The sequence below is a fragment of the Paenibacillus sp. FSL R5-0749 genome (assembly GCF_038595085.1).
GTDB lineage: Bacteria > Bacillota > Bacilli > Paenibacillales > Paenibacillaceae > Paenibacillus.
In genome coordinates this window covers 264868-287922 of the sequence record NZ_CP152005.1, presented here as the reverse complement: position 1 = coordinate 287922, position 23055 = coordinate 264868, and the positions used below count along the sequence as shown (strand labels likewise).

General features: G+C 50.5%; 17 protein-coding genes and 1 riboswitch. Of the genes, 2 read left to right on the top strand and 15 right to left on the bottom strand.

The annotated features are described in order from the left end of the window. Positions 1 to 46 precede the first annotated feature (46 nt). A riboswitch (cobalamin riboswitch) is annotated at positions 47 to 240 on the bottom strand. Positions 241 to 317: 77 nt separating this feature from the next. Then, on the bottom strand, positions 318 to 1145 hold the full coding sequence (locus tag MKY85_RS01295; RefSeq protein ID WP_339239094.1) for an AraC family ligand binding domain-containing protein: 828 nt from the start codon (positions 1143 to 1145) through the stop codon (positions 318 to 320). A 204-nt stretch (positions 1146 to 1349) separates the two neighbouring features. On the opposite strand from MKY85_RS01295, the gene MKY85_RS01290 reads away from it, so the two are divergent. Next, complete coding sequence (locus tag MKY85_RS01290) at positions 1350 to 2651, top strand: alpha-glucosidase/alpha-galactosidase (RefSeq protein ID WP_339304760.1); 1302 nt, start codon at positions 1350 to 1352, stop codon at positions 2649 to 2651. 115 nt (positions 2652 to 2766) lie between these two features. Here the strand turns inward: MKY85_RS01290 and MKY85_RS01285 are convergent, their stop codons facing one another. The 7 genes from MKY85_RS01285 to ytxJ form a co-directional block, all read right to left on the bottom strand. Continuing rightward, on the bottom strand, positions 2767 to 3468 hold the full coding sequence (locus MKY85_RS01285; RefSeq protein WP_339258329.1) for a response regulator: 702 nt from the start codon (positions 3466 to 3468) through the stop codon (positions 2767 to 2769). Between the two features lies 1 nt (position 3469). Beyond that, positions 3470 to 5065 carry an ATP-binding protein gene (locus MKY85_RS01280; protein ID WP_339258327.1) on the bottom strand — a complete coding sequence of 532 codons (1596 nt, stop codon included), beginning with the start codon at positions 5063 to 5065 and terminating at the stop codon, positions 3470 to 3472. Positions 5066 to 5069: 4 nt separating this feature from the next. Then, on the bottom strand, positions 5070 to 7409 hold the full coding sequence (locus tag MKY85_RS01275) for a histidine kinase (protein ID WP_342571599.1): 2340 nt from the start codon (positions 7407 to 7409) through the stop codon (positions 5070 to 5072). Positions 7410 to 7503: 94 nt separating this feature from the next. Next, positions 7504 to 8064, bottom strand: a complete 561-nt coding sequence (gene kdpC, locus MKY85_RS01270; RefSeq protein ID WP_339258323.1) for a potassium-transporting ATPase subunit KdpC — start codon at positions 8062 to 8064, stop codon at positions 7504 to 7506. 99 nt (positions 8065 to 8163) lie between these two features. Beyond that, positions 8164 to 10164, bottom strand: a complete 2001-nt coding sequence (gene kdpB / locus MKY85_RS01265) for a potassium-transporting ATPase subunit KdpB (RefSeq protein WP_342573242.1) — start codon at positions 10162 to 10164, stop codon at positions 8164 to 8166. A 208-nt stretch (positions 10165 to 10372) separates the two neighbouring features. Then, complete coding sequence (gene kdpA / locus MKY85_RS01260; protein WP_342571598.1) at positions 10373 to 12052, bottom strand: potassium-transporting ATPase subunit KdpA; 1680 nt, start codon at positions 12050 to 12052, stop codon at positions 10373 to 10375. A 417-nt stretch (positions 12053 to 12469) separates the two neighbouring features. Further along, positions 12470 to 13009, bottom strand: coding sequence for a bacillithiol system redox-active protein YtxJ (gene ytxJ / locus MKY85_RS01255; protein WP_339239087.1), 540 nt, complete (start codon positions 13007 to 13009; stop codon positions 12470 to 12472). 223 nt (positions 13010 to 13232) lie between these two features. Here ytxJ and MKY85_RS01250 point away from each other — a divergent pair, with 223 nt between their 5' ends. After that, on the top strand, positions 13233 to 14090 hold the full coding sequence (locus MKY85_RS01250; protein ID WP_342571597.1) for a hypothetical protein: 858 nt from the start codon (positions 13233 to 13235) through the stop codon (positions 14088 to 14090). Positions 14091 to 14190: 100 nt separating this feature from the next. On the opposite strand, the gene MKY85_RS01245 is transcribed toward MKY85_RS01250, so the two are convergent. The 7 genes from MKY85_RS01245 to MKY85_RS01215 form a co-directional block, all read right to left on the bottom strand. After that, complete coding sequence (locus MKY85_RS01245; protein WP_339258317.1) at positions 14191 to 14619, bottom strand: VOC family protein; 429 nt, start codon at positions 14617 to 14619, stop codon at positions 14191 to 14193. Between the two features lie 167 nt (positions 14620 to 14786). Further along, on the bottom strand, positions 14787 to 15347 hold the full coding sequence (locus MKY85_RS01240; RefSeq protein ID WP_339239083.1) for a hypothetical protein: 561 nt from the start codon (positions 15345 to 15347) through the stop codon (positions 14787 to 14789). A 79-nt stretch (positions 15348 to 15426) separates the two neighbouring features. After that, a complete protein-coding gene (locus tag MKY85_RS01235; protein WP_062837704.1) occupies positions 15427 to 15654 on the bottom strand; it encodes a hypothetical protein in 228 nt (75 codons plus the stop codon). A 187-nt stretch (positions 15655 to 15841) separates the two neighbouring features. Next, positions 15842 to 16714: a sugar phosphate isomerase/epimerase gene (locus MKY85_RS01230; protein ID WP_339239081.1), complete on the bottom strand. Its 873-nt coding sequence runs from the start codon at positions 16712 to 16714 to the stop codon at positions 15842 to 15844. A 12-nt stretch (positions 16715 to 16726) separates the two neighbouring features. After that, positions 16727 to 17602, bottom strand: coding sequence for a sugar phosphate isomerase/epimerase family protein (locus MKY85_RS01225; protein ID WP_342571596.1), 876 nt, complete (start codon positions 17600 to 17602; stop codon positions 16727 to 16729). Positions 17603 to 17619: 17 nt separating this feature from the next. Further along, positions 17620 to 20727, bottom strand: coding sequence for an alpha-mannosidase (locus tag MKY85_RS01220; RefSeq protein ID WP_342571595.1), 3108 nt, complete (start codon positions 20725 to 20727; stop codon positions 17620 to 17622). Further along, positions 20724 to 23036 carry a glycoside hydrolase family 3 N-terminal domain-containing protein gene (locus MKY85_RS01215; protein ID WP_342571594.1) on the bottom strand — a complete coding sequence of 771 codons (2313 nt, stop codon included), beginning with the start codon at positions 23034 to 23036 and terminating at the stop codon, positions 20724 to 20726. Before MKY85_RS01215 ends, MKY85_RS01220 begins: the two co-directional genes overlap by 4 nt. Between the last annotated feature and the right edge of the window lie 19 nt (positions 23037 to 23055).

The window sequence follows — 23055 nt, the reverse complement described above, 5'->3', positions numbered from 1 at the left end:
AAAAAATCATGCTCTCTAAACACCTTCCTATCTCCCGTAGGGTACTACTGTGTTTGTTAAACCTGGCAGGTCTCCTGGCTCCAGAATCATCGTCACTTGCAGCTCCTTCCCGGTCTAAACCAGTGGATTATCGCTACCTAACTCCTCTGTTACAGTGGCGGGACCGCGCCGGTATTACACCGGACTTCCCTATTAAGCTTTCACCCTGACGGGCAAAGCACCAAGTTCCACATATTCAATTACACTTCTGTATCAGTATAGCGGGACAACGTTTAATGATCAAAACTTTTCTTTCAAATTTGAAACACTAGGTGCGTCTAATCGCGAATTCTCGACCCCTTCGGAGATACGCCCGTCACACGCTTAAACATCTTGGAAAACAATAATGGGTCCGTATAACCGACAGAATGGGCCACTTCACTGACCGACAGCCCTGGATTCTGAAGAAGTTCGGCAGCACGATTCATACGGTACTCCAGAAAAAATGACTGTAGCGACATGCCATATCGCTCTTTGAATAATCCCGATAGATATGTGCGATCCAGCCCCACGGCTTGGGCAATATCCAGTATGGAGGTTCGCTGACTGTACCTGTTCTCCATAAATTGCACCGCCTGCCGGATGTATGTTTCTTTGTTTGAAAGGAGCTGCCCGACCTCTTCCTTCACAGGTGAAGAAGAGATTAATTCTGCCATCAAGCGGTACAAGAGACTCTGGTTCAACACATCACCTTCCGGTCGCGTGGAAGCTTGGACCATCTCCGTATACAACTGTTCCATCGTAATCGTATCATGGACATCATATATCGGGCGCTCCGGGCTCAGTTGGGCACGTTGCATGAATGCTTTGGCTTGTACACCTTTGAAACCGAACCACGAATACGTCCAGGGCTCCTTGGGATCTGCCTCATAATGAATAAGCGTATCCGGGAAAATGATAAAACCCTGTCCCTCGCTAAGCTTGTATTCCTGGTCCCCCATGTACACGATGCCCCGTCCTTCATGGATGTAATGCACAATATAGGAATCACGTACACCCGGTCCCCAATAATGGGCGGGTTCACACGCCTCCCACCCGAAGAACAACAAGACAAGTTCCATCTGTGTCCAGTCCGTGGCTACCACATTCATCTCTATTTTTCTCATTTTATGCCCTCCCTCCTTGTTTCCTTCCGAGGCTCACCATCTGTATGTCTAATTAAATTATAACAGCTAAAGGACATAAATATTAGTTGAAAACGGAAACAAAAATGGGATTATGCCATGTTTGAGAGGGGTTGAGCCATAGTTATATGTGCCGAATCGGCCTATAGTTGGGGTACAACATTTTTCAGGGAGGCTGAATTTAAGATGAACAAAATTACGTTTCTCGGTGCGGGAAGCACCGTCTTTGTCAAAAATGTATTGGGTGATGTCATGATGACCGAAGCACTTCAGGATTTTGAGCTGGCATTGTTCGATATCGATGCTGAACGTCTGAGCGATTCAGAGCGTTTGCTGACCAGTCTGGCCCGTTCACTCGGAAGTCGTTGCGTCGTGAACGTATATCAGGACCGCAAAGAAGCGCTGCGCGGGGCCAAATATGTCATCAACGCCATCCAGGTCGGTGGATATGATCCATGTACCATTACGGACTTTGAGATTCCGAAAAAATACGGACTACGTCAAACGATTGCAGATACCCTAGGTATCGGTGGAATTTTCCGTAATTTGCGGACGATTCCGGTCATGCTGGATTTTGCCCGGGATATGCAGGAAGTGTGTCCGGATGCATGGTTCCTGAATTACACCAACCCGATGGCCGTGCTTACCAACGTCATGAATGTGCATGGCGGGATCAAAACCGTAGGTTTGTGTCATAGTGTGCAGGTATGTGTACCACATCTGTTTGATGCACTGGGGATCGATCAGACAGGTGTTGTCGCTAAAATTGCAGGGATCAACCACATGGCGTGGCTGCTCGAAGTTACAAAAGACGGGCAGGATCTGTACCCCGAGATTAAACGTCTGGCGAAGGAAAAACAGAAAGAACAGCATGACGACATGGTTCGTTATGAATTGATGCAGCGATTTGGCTATTATGTAACGGAATCGTCCGAGCATAATGCCGAGTACCACCCTTACTTCATCAAGCGGAATTACCCGGAGCTGATTGAACGCTTCAACATTCCACTGGATGAGTATCCACGCCGCTGTGTGAACCAGATTGAAGGTTGGAAAGAAATGCGTACCAAGCTGTTTGCCAGCGAAAATATTGAACATACCCGCAGCCGTGAATACGCATCGCATATTATTGAAGCCATGGAGACGAATAACCCGTACAAGATTGGCGGCAACGTCATGAACAACGGACTGATTACGAACCTGCCGCGTGAGGCATGTGTCGAAGTACCTTGTCTGGTCGATGGATCAGGAATCAGTCCTACCTACATTGGGGATCTGCCTCCACAACTCGCGGCATTGAACCGGACAAACATCAACACGCAACTGCTGACCATTGAAGCGGCAATCACCGGCAAAAAGGAACATATCTATCATGCGGCCATGCTTGATCCACACACGGCTGCCGAGCTGTCTATCGATGACATCGTAGCGATGTGTGATGAGCTGATTGAAGCTCACGGCGATTGGTTGCCAAAATACACGTCATAATATAAAAGCACCGTTCCTTTGCAGCCAAAGGGGACGGTGTTTTGCTCTTCAATAACGCTCATCCACTGAGGCGTGCATCACATCACTATTATGAAATGTCTCGCCCCCTTAAACCTTATTCGGCAGGAAGCAAAAAGCGATAACCAATGCCAGGCTCCGTCTGAATATACCGGGGCTTGGTTGGATCTTCATTTAATTTCTTGCGCAGATGTCCCACATATACCCGAAGATAATGGCTATCGGACTCATGATGATGCCCTCCCCATACTTGCTGCAAAAGCTGACGCTGGGTGATGATCTTCCCCGCATTCGAGGCGAGCACCTTCAGCATCTCATATTCCGTTGGGGTTAATTTGACCAAAGTCCCCTCCAGTTCGACTTGCCTTTGGGCCAGATCAATTGTGAGTGATCCGAAGCGCAGTATCGGCTCATCTGTCGTTTTGGCTACATGACGTAGCGCCACCCGAATACGGGCGACCAACTCACCCATCCCGAATGGTTTGGTCACATAATCATCTGCACCACCATCCAACGCGGCAATTTTGTCTCCCTCCTGATCCTTCGCTGTCAGCACGATAATGGGCACTTGCGACCATTCGCGAATGCGGCGAAGTACCTCCATGCCAGACATGCCTGGCAAACCGAGATCAAGGATGATCAGATCCGGATGTACAATACTTGCCTGAATAACACCCTCTTCACCCTCTCCACACTCGTGGAGTTCGAATTGATGTGCCTGAAGAGTGACCTTGAGCAATTTGCGAATCTGCGGCTCATCATCGATCACCAGTATGCGAGCCCCTAGTGGTGCATTCATGTTATTCTTCAACCTCTCCTTGTTCTGAATAGGGAAACCGCGATCCGTGGGCCTCCATGGGGAGTTCTATGCGCATTCTCGTTCCCCCGCCCGGATTCGGCTCTGCCACAATGGTACCTCCGTGGACTTCCACAATGCCTTTGCAGATCGCCAGACCAAGCCCTGTTCCTGTGACATGCCGAGTAGACTCTGAGCGATAGAACTTATCAAATATACGTATTCTTTCCGCTTCCGGTATACCGACACCTTGATCATCTACCCGGATCGTCAATTGAATTGGACTCTTATTACTCGTCACAGTGATAACAATCTGGCTCTCATCGGGCGAATATTTGATGGCGTTGCTGACGATATTGACCAGCACCTGCTCCAGCAAGACTTCATCTCCGTAGATGAAGGCCGGATCATCAGGCAGTTCAACTTGAATGTTGCGATGTGGACTGAATTCCCGAACTTGTGTCAGTACAACGCTAATTATGTCTCCCACGTCACACCATTTCCGGTTCAGTTGCAACATGCCGCTCTCCAGCCGAACCATACCCAGCAAATTCGTGACAAGACGATTCATGCGCAAGGCCCCATCCCGAATGTTGCCTGTTAATTCTCTCCGATCCTCGGGTGTAAATAGAGTATCATTCTCCAACAATCCCGTAGCCGAACCGATAATGGCAGTTAGGGGCGTACGCAATTCATGAGAGACAGAGTCCAGCAGCGCTGTGCGTATACGCTCTGATTCAGCAGTGATCTGCGCCAATCGGGCCTCTTCCGCCAGCTTCACTCGGGCAATGGCACTTGCCGCCAGTCCACCGCATGCCTCCAACAGACGAAGCTGTTCTTGCTGCTCATGAGACTCGCCAGCGTCCATGCTCACGGCGAGCGCGCCATGTATCTGCTCCTCTGTACGCAGCGGCACATATAGTCCGGGAGATTCCCGTAAAGCGGATGATCCCTTACCTGCGATCTGTCCGTGATGATACACCCATTTGGCAATGGCAATCTCCGACTCTCCCCCCCCCCAGCTATCCATTTCCCCTTCTAATGCGGGTGAAGAAGAGCTTGTAACCAGTAGGTCCCCCTGACCATCGGGAAGATACACCGCTGCTGGTTTGCCCAAGGTGAGCGAAACCTGGGTTGCTATATTCACCTGTAGCGTATTCAGATCGGTAATGGCTGTCATCTGACGACTCAATGCGTACAGGGAGTTAGTTGTGGCTTCACGTGCTTTTACCATCTCCAGTTGTTGTCGCAACCGACCTGCAAGACTTGCTGTCAGGATCGCCACCGCAAGATACACGACAAAAGAGATGAGATATCTCAAATCCTCGACCGTAAAGCTCAGATATGGCGGTACAAAAAAGAAGTCAAACATAATGACACTAAAACTCGCGGCATATACAGCAGGACCCATTCCCCAATACACAGCACTCACCAGAACGGGAAACAGGTATACAAGCGCTACGTTAACCAGATCACCACTCATGCCAATGGCATGAAGCAGCAAAGTTAGCAGCGTCACCCCAAGGGTCACCCATACATATGCCGGAACCCGTTTTCCATGGGATGCCTGCATTTCTTTTTTTATTCGTTCAGACAACATCTATTCACATCCCGTTCCGTTCATAATCGTAATCTGCAACGATTAATACATCCAGATGCCGCGACAACCGTACAAGTCGGCTGACCACCGAACCTGAGCCGCGGTAGCCATTCAGCCACCACACCCGTCTTGCCTGCCCGACCACCAACTGGGTTGCTCTCGCCTCCGATGCCTTTCTTGCCAGAATTTCAGGTACATTCCGCAGCCTCGGACTATGATGAATATGAAATTGACCACCAAGCCGAATCGTCAGCTGTTCCAATACTTCCAGATGGCACTTCACTTCGTCACTCATGGACTCACCGATGTGGATATGATGTACATGCCAGATGGCTTTTAGACGGAAAGCCATGCGGAATCCGCGCCGGATCAGCCGCTCGGCATGATGATCACTGCTTACACATACAAAGACCGCTTCCTGTCTGCGCCAAGGTCCTCGAAGTGCAATTTTAGCTTGCTGTGTTTCAAGCCGTTCATCGACATCGTCCGCGAGTTCCCGCAGGGCAAGTTCCCGCAAGGCAATCAAATTACCGATTTTGAAGAAATTCACAAGGGCTTGCTCGACCTTGGCAGTTGCATAGATTTTACCCTCCCTCATGCGCTGCCGCAAGGCCTGGGGCGCCACATCAATCAGCTGCACCTCATCCGCCATCTGAATGATCCGATCGGGTACGGTCTCGCGGACACGAACACCTGTAATATGTTCAACGGCATCATTTAGACTTTCGAGATGCTGTACGTTCATTGTGGTAATCACCGAGATGCCTGCATTCAGCAGGAGCAGGACATCTTCATAACGCTTTTGCCGGACACTCCCGGGTATATTCGTATGTGCCAGTTCATCCACAAGCACCACTTCTGGGCAAAGATGCAGAATGGCCTCTGTGTCCATCTCTTCCAGACGAGTTTCCTGATAAACGCGCTTCGTGCGAGGGATCACAGACAGGTTGCCCATCTGCTCCACGGTTTCTGCCCGTCCATGTGTCTCCAGCAAGCCGATCTGCACATCGATGCCCTTTCGGAGCAAATCATTGCCTTCCCGCAGCATCATGTAGGTTTTGCCTACACCTGGTGCGGCTCCAATATATATTTTGAATGTGCCGCGCTGAATCTGGCCAATCTGTTCCTTCATTTCCTGCTCACTTAGTCTGCGATATGTCAGTGACTCCACTTCGTTTACTTTGGCCGGGACCACACGTTCACCCTCGCGGGCCGCTCGATCAGCAACCAGAAACAGATCCACACCACGTAATCTGCGTAGCAGTGAGTTAACAACGGACCCTTGCCACAATTCCTGCCAGCGCGTATGCCGGGAATGTCCCATCACAATCCGGGTAATCTGGTGCTCCATTGCGTAACGCGCCAGCGTAGATGGGATGTTGCGACGGTGTAATATAGACAACTCCTCCATATGGCCGCCAAACTTCTCCACCAGCTTGATCATATTGCGCCGAAATACGATTGCCTCCTTGGTTAATGGCTGCTTCATATTCCGAAAAACCACCGCGGACAGATCACCATTCAGCCGTTTGGCAATCTGTTGCCCACGCCGGATATAGATGGAGCCGTTCCAATGATATTGCGTGGACACCAGAATACGTTCCAGAATGCCTGTTGTGACGGTAATTCCCATCTCCTCCCGATGCTCACGCAGGGATTCATTCACCCCTTCTGCAACCAGTCTCAGGGCCAGTTCGCGCAGAATACCCAGATTGCCTTGGCGAAATACAGCTTCTCCCTCATGCCCCTTCAAATGACCTTCTGCCAAACGGCTCAGTATGGTTTCCGGCGTGACGTCAATCAGCTTGACCTCATCCGCAAGTTCCAGTGTATCCGCGGGTACGGTATGTTCTGCTGCGATACCTGTGAGCTGCCGTGCCAGCTCGGTATACCCTTCCAGCTCATACACATTCACCGTTGTCATGACACTGATATTGTGTCGGAGCAAAAACTGAATGTCCTCCAGCCGGGTAGCATGCCGGGCGCCTTCCCGGTTGTGATGTGCCAAACCATCTACCAGCACAACCTCAGGATTACGCACCAACAGTGCATCCAGGTTCAGATCCTTCATCTCTGCATCATCACTCTGGCGCAACCAGTGAATGCTTGGAATTCGTTCGAGTGCGCCAAGCTGCTCTACCGTTTCCGGTCTGCGCATCGTTGATACGGCACAGATGACCACATCAATGCCCTGCTCGCGCAACGTATTTCCTTCACGTAACATGTGATACGTTTTGCCCGATCCACTGACGGGTCCGATGTAGATTTTGAGCGTACCCTGCTGCAGCTTCTTAATCATCTTCAGCATCTCTTCCGGTGACTTGCGCTTGAAGCTGTCTTCCATCCGTCTCTCTTCCCCTTCCCTTTATAATAGGATTAAAAAAAAAACGGAGAAAGCCCCTCACGATATGTCGTGAGCAGGCTAATATGTTAACTCGTTAGTTCAGTTCGGCTGTCAGCGCCAGATTCAGAGCCGTTACATTCACACGAGGTTCCCCAAATATACCCATCTGACGGCCTTCCGTATACTCATGTACAAGTTGTACAAGCTGCTGTTCACTAAGCCCAGTAGCTTCGCTAATACGCGGGATCTGTGCCTCAGCGGCTTCGGGAGAGAGATCCGGATCAAGTCCAGAGCCTGAACCCGTCACGAGGTCAGCAGGAATTTGCTTTAATCCGGGGTTTTCCTGCTGAAGCTTAGCCATCTTTTCCTTCATCTCGCTAATATACTCCTCTGAAGCTACAGCGCGATTCGAACCGGCTGAAGCCGTTGGGTCATAACCGGCACTTGATGCCCGGGGCTGGAACAGCCCCGGTGATTGAATTTCCTGCGCCAGCAGTGACGAGCCAATAATTTTCTCATTTTGCGTAATCAGACTGCCATTCGCCTGCGCAGGGAAGAGAAGTTGGGCTACGCCAGTGGTTACAAGCGGGTAGATTAGACCGCAGATCAGCATCAGCACGACGGATAGCCGTACGGCGGGTAAGAACATGTTCATACAGATCACTTCCTGAATTCATTAGGATAAAAGAATAATGTTGATAAGCGTTGCGGTGTATCACTCTTTAGTTCAGGGTTTCAAGATCACATCGTCTGCTCAAAGAATCCCCGAAAGAACCATATCAATCAGCTTAATGCCGATAAAAGGGACAATTACACCACCTACACCATAGATGAACACATTGCGCCCAAGCAGTCTCTCGGCTGACATCGCCCGATACTTGACCCCTTTCATTGCGATAGGAATGAGTAGCGGAATGATAATGGCGTTGAAGATGAGCGCCGACAGGATTGCGGACTGCGGTGAAGCCAGATTCATAATATTTAACGCCTGAAGCTGCGGCATGGCGAGAATAAACATGGCTGGGATGATGGCAAAATATTTCGCGATATCATTGGATATCGAAAAGGTTGTAAGTGCACCGCGTGTAATCAGCAGCTGCTTGCCAATGGAGACGACCGACAATAGCTTGGTCGGGTCGGAATCCAGGTCAATCATGTTAGCCGCTTCCTTGGCCGCCATGGTGCCCGAATTCATCGCCAGGCCCACATCGGCCTGCGCCAGAGCAGGAGCATCGTTCGTACCGTCGCCGGTCATGGCGACGAGTTTGCCTTCCTGCTGCTCTTTTTTGATCGCCGTAATCTTATCCTCGGGCTTTGCTTCGGCAATAAAATCATCCACACCCGCTTCCAGGGCGATGGTCGCTGCGGTTAACGGATTGTCGCCTGTACACATAATGGTCTTGATGCCCATGGCGCGCATCTCAGCGAACTTCTCTTTCAGCCCTGGCTTCACAGTGTCTTTCAGATAGATCACACCATAGATGCGATCATCGATGGCTACAGCAAGCGGCGTACCTCCGGCCTTTGCAATTCGATTTGCGATCTCATCCAGATCCCCCGGTATACGGCCTCCTTCGGAAGCGATATATCTTTTGATCGCATCTACCGCGCCTTTGCGTATCTTCATTCCGCTACTCAGATTAAGACCGGACATCCGGGTCTCTGCCGTAAATTCCACATTTTCCGCGTGTGCATACTCCGTCTCCGGCCAGCTCTGGCCTTGTCTGCCTGCCAGTTCTACAACAGAACGCCCTTCCGGGGTCTCATCTCGCACAGAGGCCTGTAAAGCAGCTTGCGTCATCTCTGACGAAGTAATGCCCTGAACGGGAATAAACTCAGATGCCATGCGGTTGCCGTAGGTGATCGTTCCTGTTTTGTCCAGAATCAACGTATCGATATCCCCTGCCGCTTCCACCGCTTTACCCGACATGGCGAGCACATTGAACTGCGTCACACGGTCCATCCCGGCAATACCAATGGCAGACAGTAACCCACCAATGGTGGTTGGGATCAGGCAGACGAGCAGTGCGATCAGGGTCGCCAGATCCAGTCGAATACCCAGGTAATTCGCCATCGGAACCATTGTGAGTATGACGATCAGGAAGATCAGCGTTAATACGGCGAGCAGGGTTGTCAGCGCAATTTCATTGGGTGTTTTCTGGCGCTGTGCACCTTCAACCAGAGAGATCATCCGATCAAGGAATGACTCCCCCGGATCGGTCTGAACACGCATGACAATGTAATCGGATACGACCCTTGTACCTCCGGTAACGGAGGAGAAATCGCCACCTGCCTCCTTGATAACCGGGGCAGATTCTCCCGTAATAGCCGATTCATCAATGGAGGCCAAGCCCTCTATAATCTCACCGTCCGTCGGGATCAGTTCACCGACTTCCACGCGGACCATATCACCCTTTTTCAACTGGGTCGAAGACACGTGTCGGATGGTTCCATCCTTCTGCACCAGATTGGCCATGGTGTCCGACTTCGTCTTGCGTAACGTATCCGCCTGGGCTTTACCTCTACCTTCAGCTAGTGCCTCCGCGAAGTTGGCAAACAGCAGCGTGAACAGCAAAATGAAAAACACGGCGATGTTGTACCCGCGCCCCGCCTCGGATGCGGTGAAGAGATCCGGATTGATACACAATAAGAGCGTGATGAACGTGCCAACCTCCACAATGAACATGACCGGATTTTTGATCATGACCACTGGATTAAGCTTCTTGAACGCATCCCGTGAAGCCTGAAGTATCATATCCTTGCTTAGCGACCGTTTCGATCCGGGATCACGTTGAATATGACCGTGATTGTTATCCGGCTCATTGCCCTTCGATCTAAGCATTTCTGTATCCATGTGTTGCATCTTCTGCTCCTTCTTTCGTTCGACTGCATTCATCGTGCATTGCCACCTCCATACGTTACGTCCTTACACCAATTCCGCTGTAATCCCTCTGTCATATCCCTCATTGAATCATCGCCAGATGCTCTGCAATCGGTCCAAGGGCAAGCGACGGAAAGAACGTGAGTGCGCCGACAACAACAATCATCATGACCAGAATGCCCGCAAAGAGAGGTGTGTGTGTCCGCAATGTACCTGTGGTTACCGGTACAACTCGTTTGGTGGCAAGCGAACCGGCAATAGCGAGCATGGCGAGCATGGAAACGTACCTTCCCAGCAGCATAACGATACCAATCGCGATGTTGTAAAAGTCTGTATTGGCATTCAGTCCGGCAAAGGCCGATCCATTATTGGCTGCACCCGAGGCAAAAGCATAGAGAACTTCGGTCAGGCCATGCATGCCCCCGTTCGAGATGGACACAATGGCTTCAGGCCGCATAAGCGCGATTGCCGTTGGCGCAAGAATAATCAAAGGATGAATGAGCAAGGCGATGGATGCGAGCTTCACTTCTTTGCCCTCGATTTTTTTGCCCAGGAACTCCGGTGTACGCCCCACCATCAATCCACAGATAAACACAGCCAGAATCACATACAACAGTCCGTTGATTAGCCCTACCCCTTTACCGCCAAACACGTTATTGAGCATCATCTGGGCCAGCGATACCATGCCTCCAAGTGGAGTGAGCGATTCGTGCATATTGTTGACTGAACCTGTAGTAGCCGCTGTCGTTACTGCCGTAAATAAAGCAGACTCGGGTATGCCGAACCTGACCTCTTTGCCTTCCATATTGCCCTGCAGACCCGCTGCATCCAGCGCAGGTACACCGCGATATTCCGAGACAAATACCGTGGTCAACATCACAAGGAAAAGAAAACTCATTGCTGCGAACAAGGCCCAACCCTGCTTCCGGTTATTGACCATCAAGCCGAAGGCGTAGACTAACGCAGTTGGCAACAGCATCATGCAGACGATATGCACCAAATTGCTCAGGGCCGTTGGATTCTCGAAGGGATGCGAAGCATTGGTTCCAAACCAGCCACCACCGTTGGTGCCAATGTGTTTGATCGACTCCAGTGAGGCGACCAGTCCACGTGTAATCGTCTGCTGGGCGCCTTCCAGCGTGGTGGCGTTCACCGCTCCCGCAAGCGTCTGAGGCACACCCTGGAACACGAGGAACAGGGCCACGATGAAGCTCAGCGGTAAAAAAATACGTGTAATCGACCGTACAAGGTCGACGTAAAAGTTCCCCAGTTCATCCCGGCGGCCTACCAGCCCGCGAATGAACGCAATGGCTACCGCGAATCCCGTCGCTGCCGACGTAAACATCGGGAATGTCACGGCCAGCATCTGTGACAGGTACGACAGGGCGTTCTCGCCCGTATAAGACTGCCAGTTCGTATTGGTCATGAACGAAACGGCTGTATTAAATGCCTGCGCCGCTGGCATATTGTCAATCCCATCCGGATTGAGCGGTAAATATTTTTGCAGTCGCAGTACTAGAAACATCAACACCAACATTACGAAGTTGGAGAGGAGAACGGCCGTGAGGTACTTTTTCCACCCCATGGACTCATTCTCCCGTACCCCCATCACGCGATAGAGCAGTCGCTCCGGCCGGCCAAAAAACCGATCCAGTCCCGTTCGCTGTCCATCGAACACATTCACTACATATTTTCCCACCGGCTTCACCAGTAGCAGGATGATCAGCAGCGTTACCGCTACTTGCACTACACCGATACCCATATCCGCATTTCCTCCCTATTCGACGTTCCCTTGTTCCGCATTACGTACAGTGTCAGCATCAGAATTTCTCTGGCTTCAACAGCACGTAACCGAGATAAATCACCAGTGCGAGTACAATCATGCCGATGGCAATCATTCTGCTCCCCCTCTCTACCCTCAAGCCTTTTCGCAGAATTTCACAAATCCCCAGAACACCACAAACAGCAGCACAACCAATCCAATCATCGTGGCATCATTCACCATGCGCCCTTCCTCCCTCTCTCTACCGTTCTCTGCACCTGCTACATGTAAAATCGTAATATGAATCGCTGTAAAAAAGGGGTAAAGAAATACCTCCACAGGTGTAAAAAAAGCGTAAAAAAGACCCGCACTTCTCAGCTATGGGCTGAAAAGAACGGGTCTTTGAAGGGTATCTATTTATCCAAACGGATGCTGTGCCCACTGCAATAATCTCTTTTTCGTGATTTTGCCATGGGAGGTATGTTTAACAACTTGCCCCTGATCGAGCAGAAGTACCTGTGGTGACTCATGGTGAATCTCTGTCTCTTCCGCAATATGGCGGGACAAAGAGCGATTTTCAATCACTTTGACGATGCGGTAATCCATGGGATGTTTGGGATCTGACGCATTGGTGCCTACAAACGCGATAAATTCTCTGTACGCTCTCGCACTTATTGGACACGTTGTGCTGTGCTTCAGGATAAGCACCGGATGATCCTGCGAGCGTTGAAGGGCCTCTTGCCAATCACCCGGTTTGTGCAATTCTCGAACATGTTCGCTGAGCATATCTTCCTGGTCCGAACCCGCACGTTTGCTAACCACCGAACCAATGACAATGCCAAGCGCCAAGCCAAAAGCAATCCCAAGTCCAAGTTGCTGTGTAGCCGTACCAATGCTGACTCCCAGGGCAACACCTATAGCAAGCCATACGGCTTGATGATTTACCTTTTTATCCATACAGATCTTCCCTTCACGAAATATGTATATCAAGGCTATACCTTCCCACCTTACATTCTGATCAAATTATAGCATAGGCCTCTGTGAGCAGGCGTAGATAATCTTCGTCTCCGAGGTACAGATTTCAGTGATTGGATTTAAGCAAAATGCTCATTTGTGATACACTGGTTGTAATTTGGAAACGATGAACATGAAGAATGGATTGGAAGGGCGGAAATTCCATATGACATACGCGTTTATGATTGAACCACAGGATTTTATCACGCTGGATAATGAAGATGAACTGATTGAGAAATGTCAGGAGTGGGGCCTGCTTTCCGGTAAAGCAACCAAACTCAAAACGTTCTATTATAAAGGAAACGGATTAAATATGCCGTGCACCATCATTGGATATGTCGATCACATGGCAGCCGTCATTCAACTGGATAATGGACAAAAACATTGCATTCACCCGTCGTATCTAAAGGAAATGCAAGCGTCCAGTTACAGCGCCAGAAGCGTAAGTAATGCGGGGTCAGATCGCAGCACAGAATCGTCAACTTCGGATACAATCGCACCAGTCTCTGCTGATGTTACGCCAACTCCAGAAGATACGCTGGTTAACCCGGATGAAATTCCGGCTAATCTGGATGATTCGGACGACACGGACACCGATGATTTCTCCTCGGGGATGAAGGGTGATCCGGATGGATTAGTAGAAGCGTATGTTGGACCTCAGTCCGGGGCATCCGGTGAAGCCAAACCCAAAGCCAAAACAGCGAGCAAGGCCAAGACCGTTAAGATTGATCTGCCAGAAGGCAAAGTGAAGATGAGCGCCGTTGTCAAAGAATTCACCACTGTGCCGAATCACTTCTCTGACAATGACGATGAAGTCATCATCTATGAAGCAGTTACCATCACGGAGCCAGACGTCATTGACGTTGGGGAAGCCTGGTCGAGCCACAGTGCCACCGTTAAGAAACAAGAACTCGAAGTGGGAGACGTTATCACGTTTGAAGCCAAAATTATCAAGAAAAAGCTGACTCGTAACCCGGTTCCTTATAAAATCAACAACCCTTCCAAGATCCAGAAGGAAGGCTGATCCCACGCCGTATAGGGAAAAACAAAAAACCTCCAGAACTGCTCAAAGCAGATCGCGGAGGTTTTGCCGTTTGTTGGCTATATTAGCGAAGAGTACGCCCTTAAGCTTGTCCCGGTTTAGCACTGACTTGAAAATGTACGCCGAATTTGTCGACAACCGTGCCGTAGGCTGGACTCCAGAACGTCTCTTGTATCGCCATTTCCACTACGCCGCCATCTTCCAGTTGGCTGAAAATAGCTTTGGCTTCATCCACGGTATCCGTGTTCACAGTAATACTAACATGATTGCCTATAGTGTACGGCATGCCTGGAAATGTATCGGACAACATTAATACCGAGCTGCCAATCTGCAAAGAAGCATGCATAATACGGTCTTTCGCTTCTGGCGGGATGGGATGATTCGGGTCAGATGGACCGTCACCAAATGTTTGAAGTGCGAGCACTTCCGCTCCAAATGCCTTTTGATAAAAATCTACCGCTTCACGTCCATTACCGTCTGTTATCACATACACATTCAAGCTGATCGACATGCGTTCTTCATCTCCTTGGGCTCATGTAATTATACAATTCACGCCACTTGCGACATGAGTATATATGAACAGGTTGTCCTTTGACAAGCGTATATTTCTGCACTCATCTCTGGCGACTTTTACACGATTAGGGTTACCAACATATTCTTAATCCATCCCTCTCTCCACTAGTTCTTTCGCTTGCGTATATAGTAGAGAACACGGATCAGAACACCCGGAACCAGTGCTGCAAAACTGGCATAGATCAGACACCATTTCAACAAGGTAAATATCGGAGTGAGTTCAGCAAGCACAGGCGTACGTTCAGGATAACGATACATGATCAGGGATGCACCTACATTTTCAAACATGTCCATAGCCCAACCCAAGACTGGAATGAGATTCACCCAGCGCCAGCGACTCTTTACCGGAAGCACCCGATAGAGTACGGATAAGAGAACAACCAATAACAACAGATAGGCCAACGGCCATATGAGGTCAAATGTGAACCGTGCATGGATATAGGCGCTCCGCCCTGCTTCACCATACTGCTCAGCCATCTGATATAGATCATCCGCAGTGTACAAAAAAGAGGAATCCGGGGACTGCCCGCCACCTGTGGCTTCCTCCGACTTTGCCGCCTGCCAAGGCAGTATAAATGCAATAAAGCAGGCAAATACAACAACCGCAGCTACAACCCAAAACCAGTTTACCCTTTGATAGAACCAGTCTGACACTTTCTTGAGCACGTTCTGTCCCCTTTCCGATAAAAAAAGGACCACTCTCCCGAAGCCTGTCGGTCAAATGGTTGTGTTCAATCCTATGAAGTTATCGTGCTTGAACGATGTTATCTATTTCACTTTTCAATAAGAGGTATCGGTGAACACTTCTCATGATCGGGACCTTCGTAAGTTTGTTCTTGTCCACGTACAGTTTCATCTGGTCTTTGGTCAATCCAAGCAAACTTCCAGCTTCCGATACCGTCAATACTACCTCTGGGTTCGTAGCATTAAACGTCTTCTTTACCTTCTGATTCCAGTCCTCGAATACCTGCATAGATCAGTGACCTCTCCTATCCATAGCCAGTTATTATCAGGCTGAATATATCCAGTATACCACACTTGGGATGCTCGTAACTTAATCCTTGCGCAGAACCATATTCTGATAGGCTTTTTCACTTGCTGTAGTATGAGAAAAAGAGCCACGTCTGGACGCGGCCCTTGATTGCTCTCCATGATGTTCGTTACGCCTCTTCCCAGAAGCGACGCAGGTTGTCCATGGCAATTTTGGATGCAGATTTGCATTCCTCCATGCCCTCGAATTCCACTGTAATGTGGCCATCATAACCGGAGTCTTTGATCAGCTTTACAATTTTGCGGATCGGAATATCCCCTTGCCCAACGATGGCCCCACGCAGGAAGTTGCCGTAAGCTGTCGTGAACCATTCCCCCTCACCCGGATGCTCATCATAAGGACGGAAGTAGAAATCTTTGAAATGAACCAGAGAAGCGTACGGCAGATTTTTCATGACACCAATGATCGGGTTCTCATCCACACACATGAAGTTACCAATATCGAGTGTTGTCTTGAAGTTGGGACGATCCACCGCATGCAGTACACGCTGCACCCGGTCACTCGCCTGCACACTGAAGCCATGGTTCTCAATGGTTGTGGTGATACCAAACTGCGCTGCATAGTCCGCAATGATCTGGCTTCCCCGTACCATCAGAGGCAGATGCTCCTCGAACCAGGCGATGGTCATTTTCTCCTTTGGCAGAGTAAACGCCGTGACGTCATGACGCATATGTTGTACACCCATCCGGTGTACGACATCCACATGCCTTTTGACCCGAGCCATCTCTTCTTCAAACGCCTTTTCCGTCTCCTGCACGAAATTGGCTGGCATCGAATAGTTGGACAGTTCAATACCTGCAGACGCTGCCCGTTCCCGAATCGCATCCGCCAGATCGTGATTGTCCTCCACGGTGTAACCGTAAGGTACCATCTCCATATGCTCTCCGCCGTTTGCCGCAATCCAGTCAATCACATCCAGCACCGTCATCTCACCGGAATTCAAATCGTTCAACAAACTGTACGTGCTCAGGCCCACTTTCATCTGCTCAGCTCCCTATCGATATTGTTGAATGAATCGAACCGCCTTGCGAATATCCTCCTCCGGCTGATTGCCTACCTCGCGCTCAATCGTCAGATAACCGGTGTAACCAATCTCCTGAAGCGCTGCAAAGTATCCGTCAAAATCAACACCACCTTCGCCCAGTGGCACTTCACGGAAGAACGTCCCGGATGAGACCATCTCGGCAATTTTTTCGTGATCCATAGGCGCATAACCGACCGCTCCGTATACGTCTCGTGGGTCGACTTCCTTCAACCGCACACCATCCTTCACATGGGTATGTACGATGTAATCCTTAAGCAGACGAACGCCCTGCGCCGGATCATCTCCAGTCACCATCACCATATTTGCCGGGTCAAAATTCACCGATACCCCGTTGGTCGACAGTGTATCCAGGAATCCTTTCAAGTCAGCTGCCGTTTCCGGACCTGTCTCAATGGCAAAATATGCGCCAACACTTTTGGCGTACTGGCCCAGTTCCTCACAAGAAGCATGCAGCGTAGCGTAGACTTCCGATGAAGGGTCATGTGGAACAATGCCGATATGTGTCGTGACGATGTTGGTACCCAGATCGAGGGCCAGATCCACGATCCGCTTCGATTTCTCCACTTTCCACGGATTATCTTCCTTGACCTGAAAACCATGTCCGCCTAGGTCACCAACCAGTGCTGAAATTTCGAGGCCCAACGAATCGATGTAACTCTTCAGCTCCTTGCGCGCCGCAGGTGACAAATTTTCAGGATCCATCTCTCCCTTGACGGCGTATATCTGCACACCTTCTGCACCTACATCCTTCGCCTTGTTCAACCCTTCCCGTACACCTACGCCAAAGCTATCCACGATGACACCGATCTTATTCGTTAATTTCATGTCATACCTCCTGAAGATTACGTATTTGGATTCACTGGAACAAGTTTCACTGACTTAATTTCATACGGTTTAAATGTCAGTTCGAATGTACCGTTCGGACAAGCCAACGGATGGATCTCATCCTCCAGCAGATTAATGACAGACGCCTTAATTTCCCTTTTAACCCATTCGACATGTACCGTTTCCCGACCTCCTGAAGATTCGTAGAAACGCAGCACCGTTCCCGAGCCATCTTCAGCGGGCTTGATTGCATCCAGAATGACATGCTCACTATGGAACTGAACCCAAGCGTGTTCAGACGGCAAGTGACCCGAAGACGGACTCACTGCAACAACTTCCACCGGATGATTAAGCTCCATCGCGCGGCGAACGACAGCAGCTTGTCGCCAATCCCCCTGATGTGGCAGGAACGAATATGTGAATTCATGGTTGCCCTGATCAGCATGTTCATCCGGCCATTTGGGTGCACGAAGCAGGGACAGGCGAATCGTCCGATCCTTGATGTCGTATCCATACTTGCAATCATTCAGCAAACTGACACCACTATTGCCTTCTGAGATATCCGCCCAGCGATGCCCGCAGACCTCGAACTGCGCCTGCTCCCAACTGGTGTTGTTATGGGTTGGACGCTCCAATGCTCCAAACGGAATCTCATAGGCTGCTTTGGCTGCCACCAGATCCACCGGAAATGCCACCTTGAGCAGCTTATGACTCTCATTCCAGTTCACTTTCGTATGGAAATCAACACGCCGCTGGTGGTGATGCAAAATAATATCCTGGCTGATCTCCGATTGATTCAGCTTCCACACATAACGCAGCACATCTCGCGTAGCTCCGCGCTGTACAACCTCTCTGGAGACCAACTGCACCGCACCTGCCCGCTGGGATTCAAACCGTGGATCGATATCCCAGGCATCCCAGTACGTCGGCTTATCGTGGAAAAACTGCCACTCATTCGCCCGATCACCGGGCTTCAGCCAGTCGCGTCCTACCGTTTTGTCATACCACTTGGTGATCTCTCCCAAGTCATTGAACTCAAGTGTGTAAAATTCAGTTTCCCATGTTGAAGGGAAGGGTTCTTCTTCCATTCCTGGAAGGATAACATCCGGTGCCTCGCGCAGCCATATGGTTGTATATCCAAAAGCAGGAATCGATGGAACATGCACAAGCAGCGTATACTTGTCTTCTTTTTGCTCCAGATCACTGGCCAGACGGTTTCCTTGACGATCGAATGCGGCCATCCCGGCGAGGTGTTCATCGCCTGTAATGGTGATATTTTCTCCACGTTCCCAACCGAGGCTGTTGAATATAATGTAGGGAAGACCCTCAACTTCATCGGTTGCAATGTTCTCCGCAAGGATATCCAGCGTTTCCCGCAAGGCGGATGTACCTAATGTAAATACTTTCGTGTACTCCTCGGTAGACGTTACATATACTTCAGGAATCGATGTTCCCGGAATAATGTCATGGAATTGGTTGAGCATGATCAGCTTCCAGCCTTCATCCAGATCATTCTTCGTGTGTGCAGCGCAAGCTCCGGCAAATTGCCCCCAGATCTCCGCTTCCCGGTACAATACCTCTGCCTTTCGATTGCTACGTTTGTTCCTCGCATGGGTCGTATAGGTTCCCCGGTGTAACTCCAGGTACAAGTCCCCGTGCCACTTCGGCAACGTTGGATTATTGGACGATATGTCTTCAAAAAAAGCACCTGCCGTGCTGAATTTGCTGATTGGCTGCCCGACCATCAAATGGGATCGCTCCGCAAACTCCACCATCTCATTCGTCACACCGCCGCCACCATCGCCATGTCCGTAGAGCAACATCTGCTCAGGATGCACATCCTTCTGCTTGTACGATTGCCAATGTTCATCCACATCTTTGGGCCGCGTATGCTCATTCACACCATGATTCAGATAGGCCAGCACTGAAGTTCCATCAATGCCTACCCAGTCGAAGAGGTCATAAGGAAACGCGTTGGTGTCATTCCAATTCAGCTTGGTCGTCATAAAATAAGGAATATTCGCAAGCTTTAACATCTGCGGCAAGGAAGCACAGTAGCCAAAGGTATCGGGCAGCCACTCGATGTTGGAGCGTTTGCCAAACTCCGCCTGGTAGAAGTTCTGTCCATACAGAATCTGCCGGACGAGCGACTCGCCACTCGGAATGTTCAGATCCGGCTCCACCCACATGCCTCCAACCAACTCCCAGCGACCTTCAGCAATGCGTGCTTTAACTCGCTCGTACAGCTCCGGGTAATGCTCCTTGACGAAGGCATACAGCTGCGGCTGGCTCTGGGAATACACAAAATCCGGATACGTGTCCATCAAGGTACACATGGTCGAGAACGTGCGACTGGACTTGCGAACCGTCTCTCGCACAGGCCACAGCCAAGCAATATCAATGTGGGATTGTCCAACCAGATGCATGAAGCCACTTCGATACTCCTCCGGGTCTTCCTGCTGCACTGACTGTACCAGTCCATGTTCAAAATTCTGTATCCATGCCGCATCCGTCCAGCGGTCCGGATTATTGTACATCTCATCCATCACCTGGTGAATGGCCTGAACAAGTGCCATCCGCTTGGGCTCCTTCTCGTTATATGCCCGGAGTGACTCGGCGAGTACCGTCACGCTGTACATCAGGCTCTGCAAGGGCTGATTGATATGAACCAGGGCTGTGCGAATGCCCTGAATAGGCGGCTGAATCACAGCTTGTCGATTGAGTGGATCATGTGGCTCCGGGATCGGGTCGTAGAGTTCAATCTCCAACTGCGGCGCATTGCCTACTCGACTTCTCGGAAGAGGTACGAATCCGTGATTCCGATCCAGTCCGTGATAAGGCAAGCCATTCACCTTCAGTAACCCTTCTCCTCCAGTCTCAAAAATCAACCCAATGGCTTGATCCTGCCAACTGTCTGGAATCTCCATACATTTACTCAGAAAATACGTCGTTCCGTGTACGCTGTTCAGCGGATTCAAGCTCTGCATTGCCTTGTCCGCCTGCTCATACTCGTATTCCCCTGGCCGAATGTATCTGGCCTTCTGCATCTCCCACGTTGGAAGCTCAATCGTATCCAGCCACTGCGACCGGTTCATATCCTCAATGAATCGTTGAATTCGAATCATACCTCCACCCCCACCTTCTGAATGTGCAGACTGCAAGCGGTCCAGTCAGCAGAATTGCGGCCAACCATGAGTCTGAATTCACCTGGTTCCACAACAGACTGGAGACGGGAGTCGATCAGTGCGAGGTGTTCTTTTTGCACAGGGAATGTCACGGTCTGGGTCTGTCCTGGCTCCAGATGGATTTTACGAAAACCCTTCAACGACATTTCAGCCCGAGTGACTGAAGCCGACACATCCGTGATATACAACTGTACAACCTCACTTCCCGCAGCCGCTCCGGTATTTGTGACTTCAACCATCACTTGTGCTTCATCTTCCGGACCAATCACTTCCGGCACTACCCGTACATGCTCATATGTGAATTCGGTGTAGCTCAGTCCATATCCGAACGGATACTGTGGCGCAAGATCCATCTCCAGATACCGCTTGCCACGCGTGCGTTTGGCATGATAATAGACCGGAAGTTGCCCAACATGCTTGGGAATGGAAACCGTAAGACGGCCAGATGGATTCACATCGCCAAACAGAATATCTGCGATCGCGTTACCACCTTCCTGTCCTGGGTACCAAGCCTCCACAATGGCATGAACATGCTCATCAATCCAAGGTTCAGCAATGGGACGACCGTTGATATACACTACGATAACCGGTTTACCCAGCTTATGTACCTCCTGCACCAGCTCCAATTGAACACCCATGAGATTCAGGGAAGCCCGGTCAATGCCCTCGCCGCACTCCATATCATTCCATGGGTCATCCGTTACCACAGACGCTCCTGTCCGCAAGTCGATCGTGCCTTCACCAAAATCGCGGGCGCTGGAACCACCCATCACCATCACGATGACATCGGCCTGTTCCGCACAGGCGAGCGCTTGTGCAAAGCCCTCTCTGGAATCGCCTTTAATCCGGCAACCCGGTGCGTACAGCACCTGACCCGATTCCGCGCCAAGCTTGCGCGTAATGCCATCCAGTACGGTGACGATCTGTTCTCTCGGCTGTGGCGAGGTGTAGTCCCCAAGCTGGTTATAGATATGGTTCGCATTCGGACCAATGACAGCCAGCTTCGTGCCAGTTTTGGAGAGTGGCAATGTCGCCCCTTCATTTTTCAGTAAAATAATCCCCTCTTGCGCAACTTCCCTCGCCAGCCGCACATGATCTTCACATCCGATGACCCGTTCTGCAAAGTCAGGATCTACAAAAGGCTGTTCGAATAACCCGAGTCTGAATTTCATCTCCAGCACCCGCCACACAGCCAAGTCCAGATCTTTCTCTTCGATCAGTCCCTGCTCCAGCGCCTGACCGAGATGTTTGCGGTACATGTAACCGGACATCTCCATGTCCACACCTGCCTGAAGGGACTGCGCTACGGCCTGCTCCCCGTTCTCGGCTGTGTTATGTCCATGGACCAGCATCTGAATGGCGCCAAAATCAGTAATGACGAATCCATCAAAACCCCACTCCTCGCGCAGCAGGTCATTCAGCAGATACGTACTGGACGTACACGGTACGCCATCAATCTCGTTATAAGCGGTCATCACGGAGCAAGCCCCGGCTTCCACTGCCTTTTTGAACGGCAATAGATCTATTTCATGCAATTCACGTAATCCCATATGCACTGGTGCGGCATTGCGCCCACCCTCTGAACTGCCATAAGCCGCAAAATGCTTGAGTGTAGCTACAATCGTCTGGTTGGAATCGAGGCGGTCACCCTGTAGTCCCTTCATGGCTTCTACTGCGAATTCACCAATCAGGTATGGATCTTCGGCAAAACATTCCTCCGTCCGCCCCCATCTCGGGTCACGCACGACATCAAGCACCGGGGAATACGTTGCCGCTCCCCCCTGGCTCCGGGTCTCCACAGCGATGGCTTCACACATCTTGCGGTATAATTCCATATTCCACGTGCTGCCCACGGTTAAAGGTACCGGAAATACAGTCGCCCCAATCGCCATATGACCGTGGGAGCACTCTTCCCCGAACAGAATGGGAATGCCCAGTCGGGAATGCTCCAAGGCATACTGCTGGATGACATTCGTGGCAACGGCTCCTTGTCGTGGTGTCAGACCTGTCTCCAGCGTTACTTCAGTCCATGGATCGGCCCGAAGCACACCATACAGAGAACCGACTCCGCCCTGTTCCATGTCCGCTTCGAACTCTTCCGTGACCTGTACTGTGCCCTCTGCTGCCTTCACATACGTCTTCCAGCCCATCGGCTGTATGAGTTGTCCAATCTTCTCTGCCGTTGTCATCCGTCCGATCAGATCCTGAACCCGCTCCTGAATGGGAAGCGAAGCATCTTTGTAGTCCATATGCACATTCTCCTTATGC

Coding starts and splice junctions, on each gene's coding strand:
- MKY85_RS01295 (WP_339239094.1), bottom strand. CDS start 1,145: ATGAGAAAAATAGAGATGAATGTGGTAGCCACGGACTGGACACAGATG.
- MKY85_RS01290 (WP_339304760.1), top strand. CDS start 1,350: ATGAACAAAATTACGTTTCTCGGTGCGGGAAGCACCGTCTTTGTCAAA.
- MKY85_RS01285 (WP_339258329.1), bottom strand. CDS start 3,468: ATGAATGCACCACTAGGGGCTCGCATACTGGTGATCGATGATGAGCCG.
- MKY85_RS01280 (WP_339258327.1), bottom strand. CDS start 5,065: ATGTTGTCTGAACGAATAAAAAAAGAAATGCAGGCATCCCATGGAAAA.
- MKY85_RS01275 (WP_342571599.1), bottom strand. CDS start 7,409: ATGGAAGACAGCTTCAAGCGCAAGTCACCGGAAGAGATGCTGAAGATG.
- kdpC (WP_339258323.1), bottom strand. CDS start 8,064: ATGAACATGTTCTTACCCGCCGTACGGCTATCCGTCGTGCTGATGCTG.
- kdpB (WP_342573242.1), bottom strand. CDS start 10,164: ATGATACTTCAGGCTTCACGGGATGCGTTCAAGAAGCTTAATCCAGTG.
- kdpA (WP_342571598.1), bottom strand. CDS start 12,052: ATGGGTATCGGTGTAGTGCAAGTAGCGGTAACGCTGCTGATCATCCTG.
- ytxJ (WP_339239087.1), bottom strand. CDS start 13,009: ATGGATAAAAAGGTAAATCATCAAGCCGTATGGCTTGCTATAGGTGTT.
- MKY85_RS01250 (WP_342571597.1), top strand. CDS start 13,233: ATGACATACGCGTTTATGATTGAACCACAGGATTTTATCACGCTGGAT.
- MKY85_RS01245 (WP_339258317.1), bottom strand. CDS start 14,619: ATGTCGATCAGCTTGAATGTGTATGTGATAACAGACGGTAATGGACGT.
- MKY85_RS01235 (WP_062837704.1), bottom strand. CDS start 15,654: ATGCAGGTATTCGAGGACTGGAATCAGAAGGTAAAGAAGACGTTTAAT.
- MKY85_RS01230 (WP_339239081.1), bottom strand. CDS start 16,714: ATGAAAGTGGGCCTGAGCACGTACAGTTTGTTGAACGATTTGAATTCC.
- MKY85_RS01225 (WP_342571596.1), bottom strand. CDS start 17,602: ATGAAATTAACGAATAAGATCGGTGTCATCGTGGATAGCTTTGGCGTA.
- MKY85_RS01220 (WP_342571595.1), bottom strand. CDS start 20,727: ATGATTCGAATTCAACGATTCATTGAGGATATGAACCGGTCGCAGTGG.
- MKY85_RS01215 (WP_342571594.1), bottom strand. CDS start 23,036: ATGGACTACAAAGATGCTTCGCTTCCCATTCAGGAGCGGGTTCAGGAT.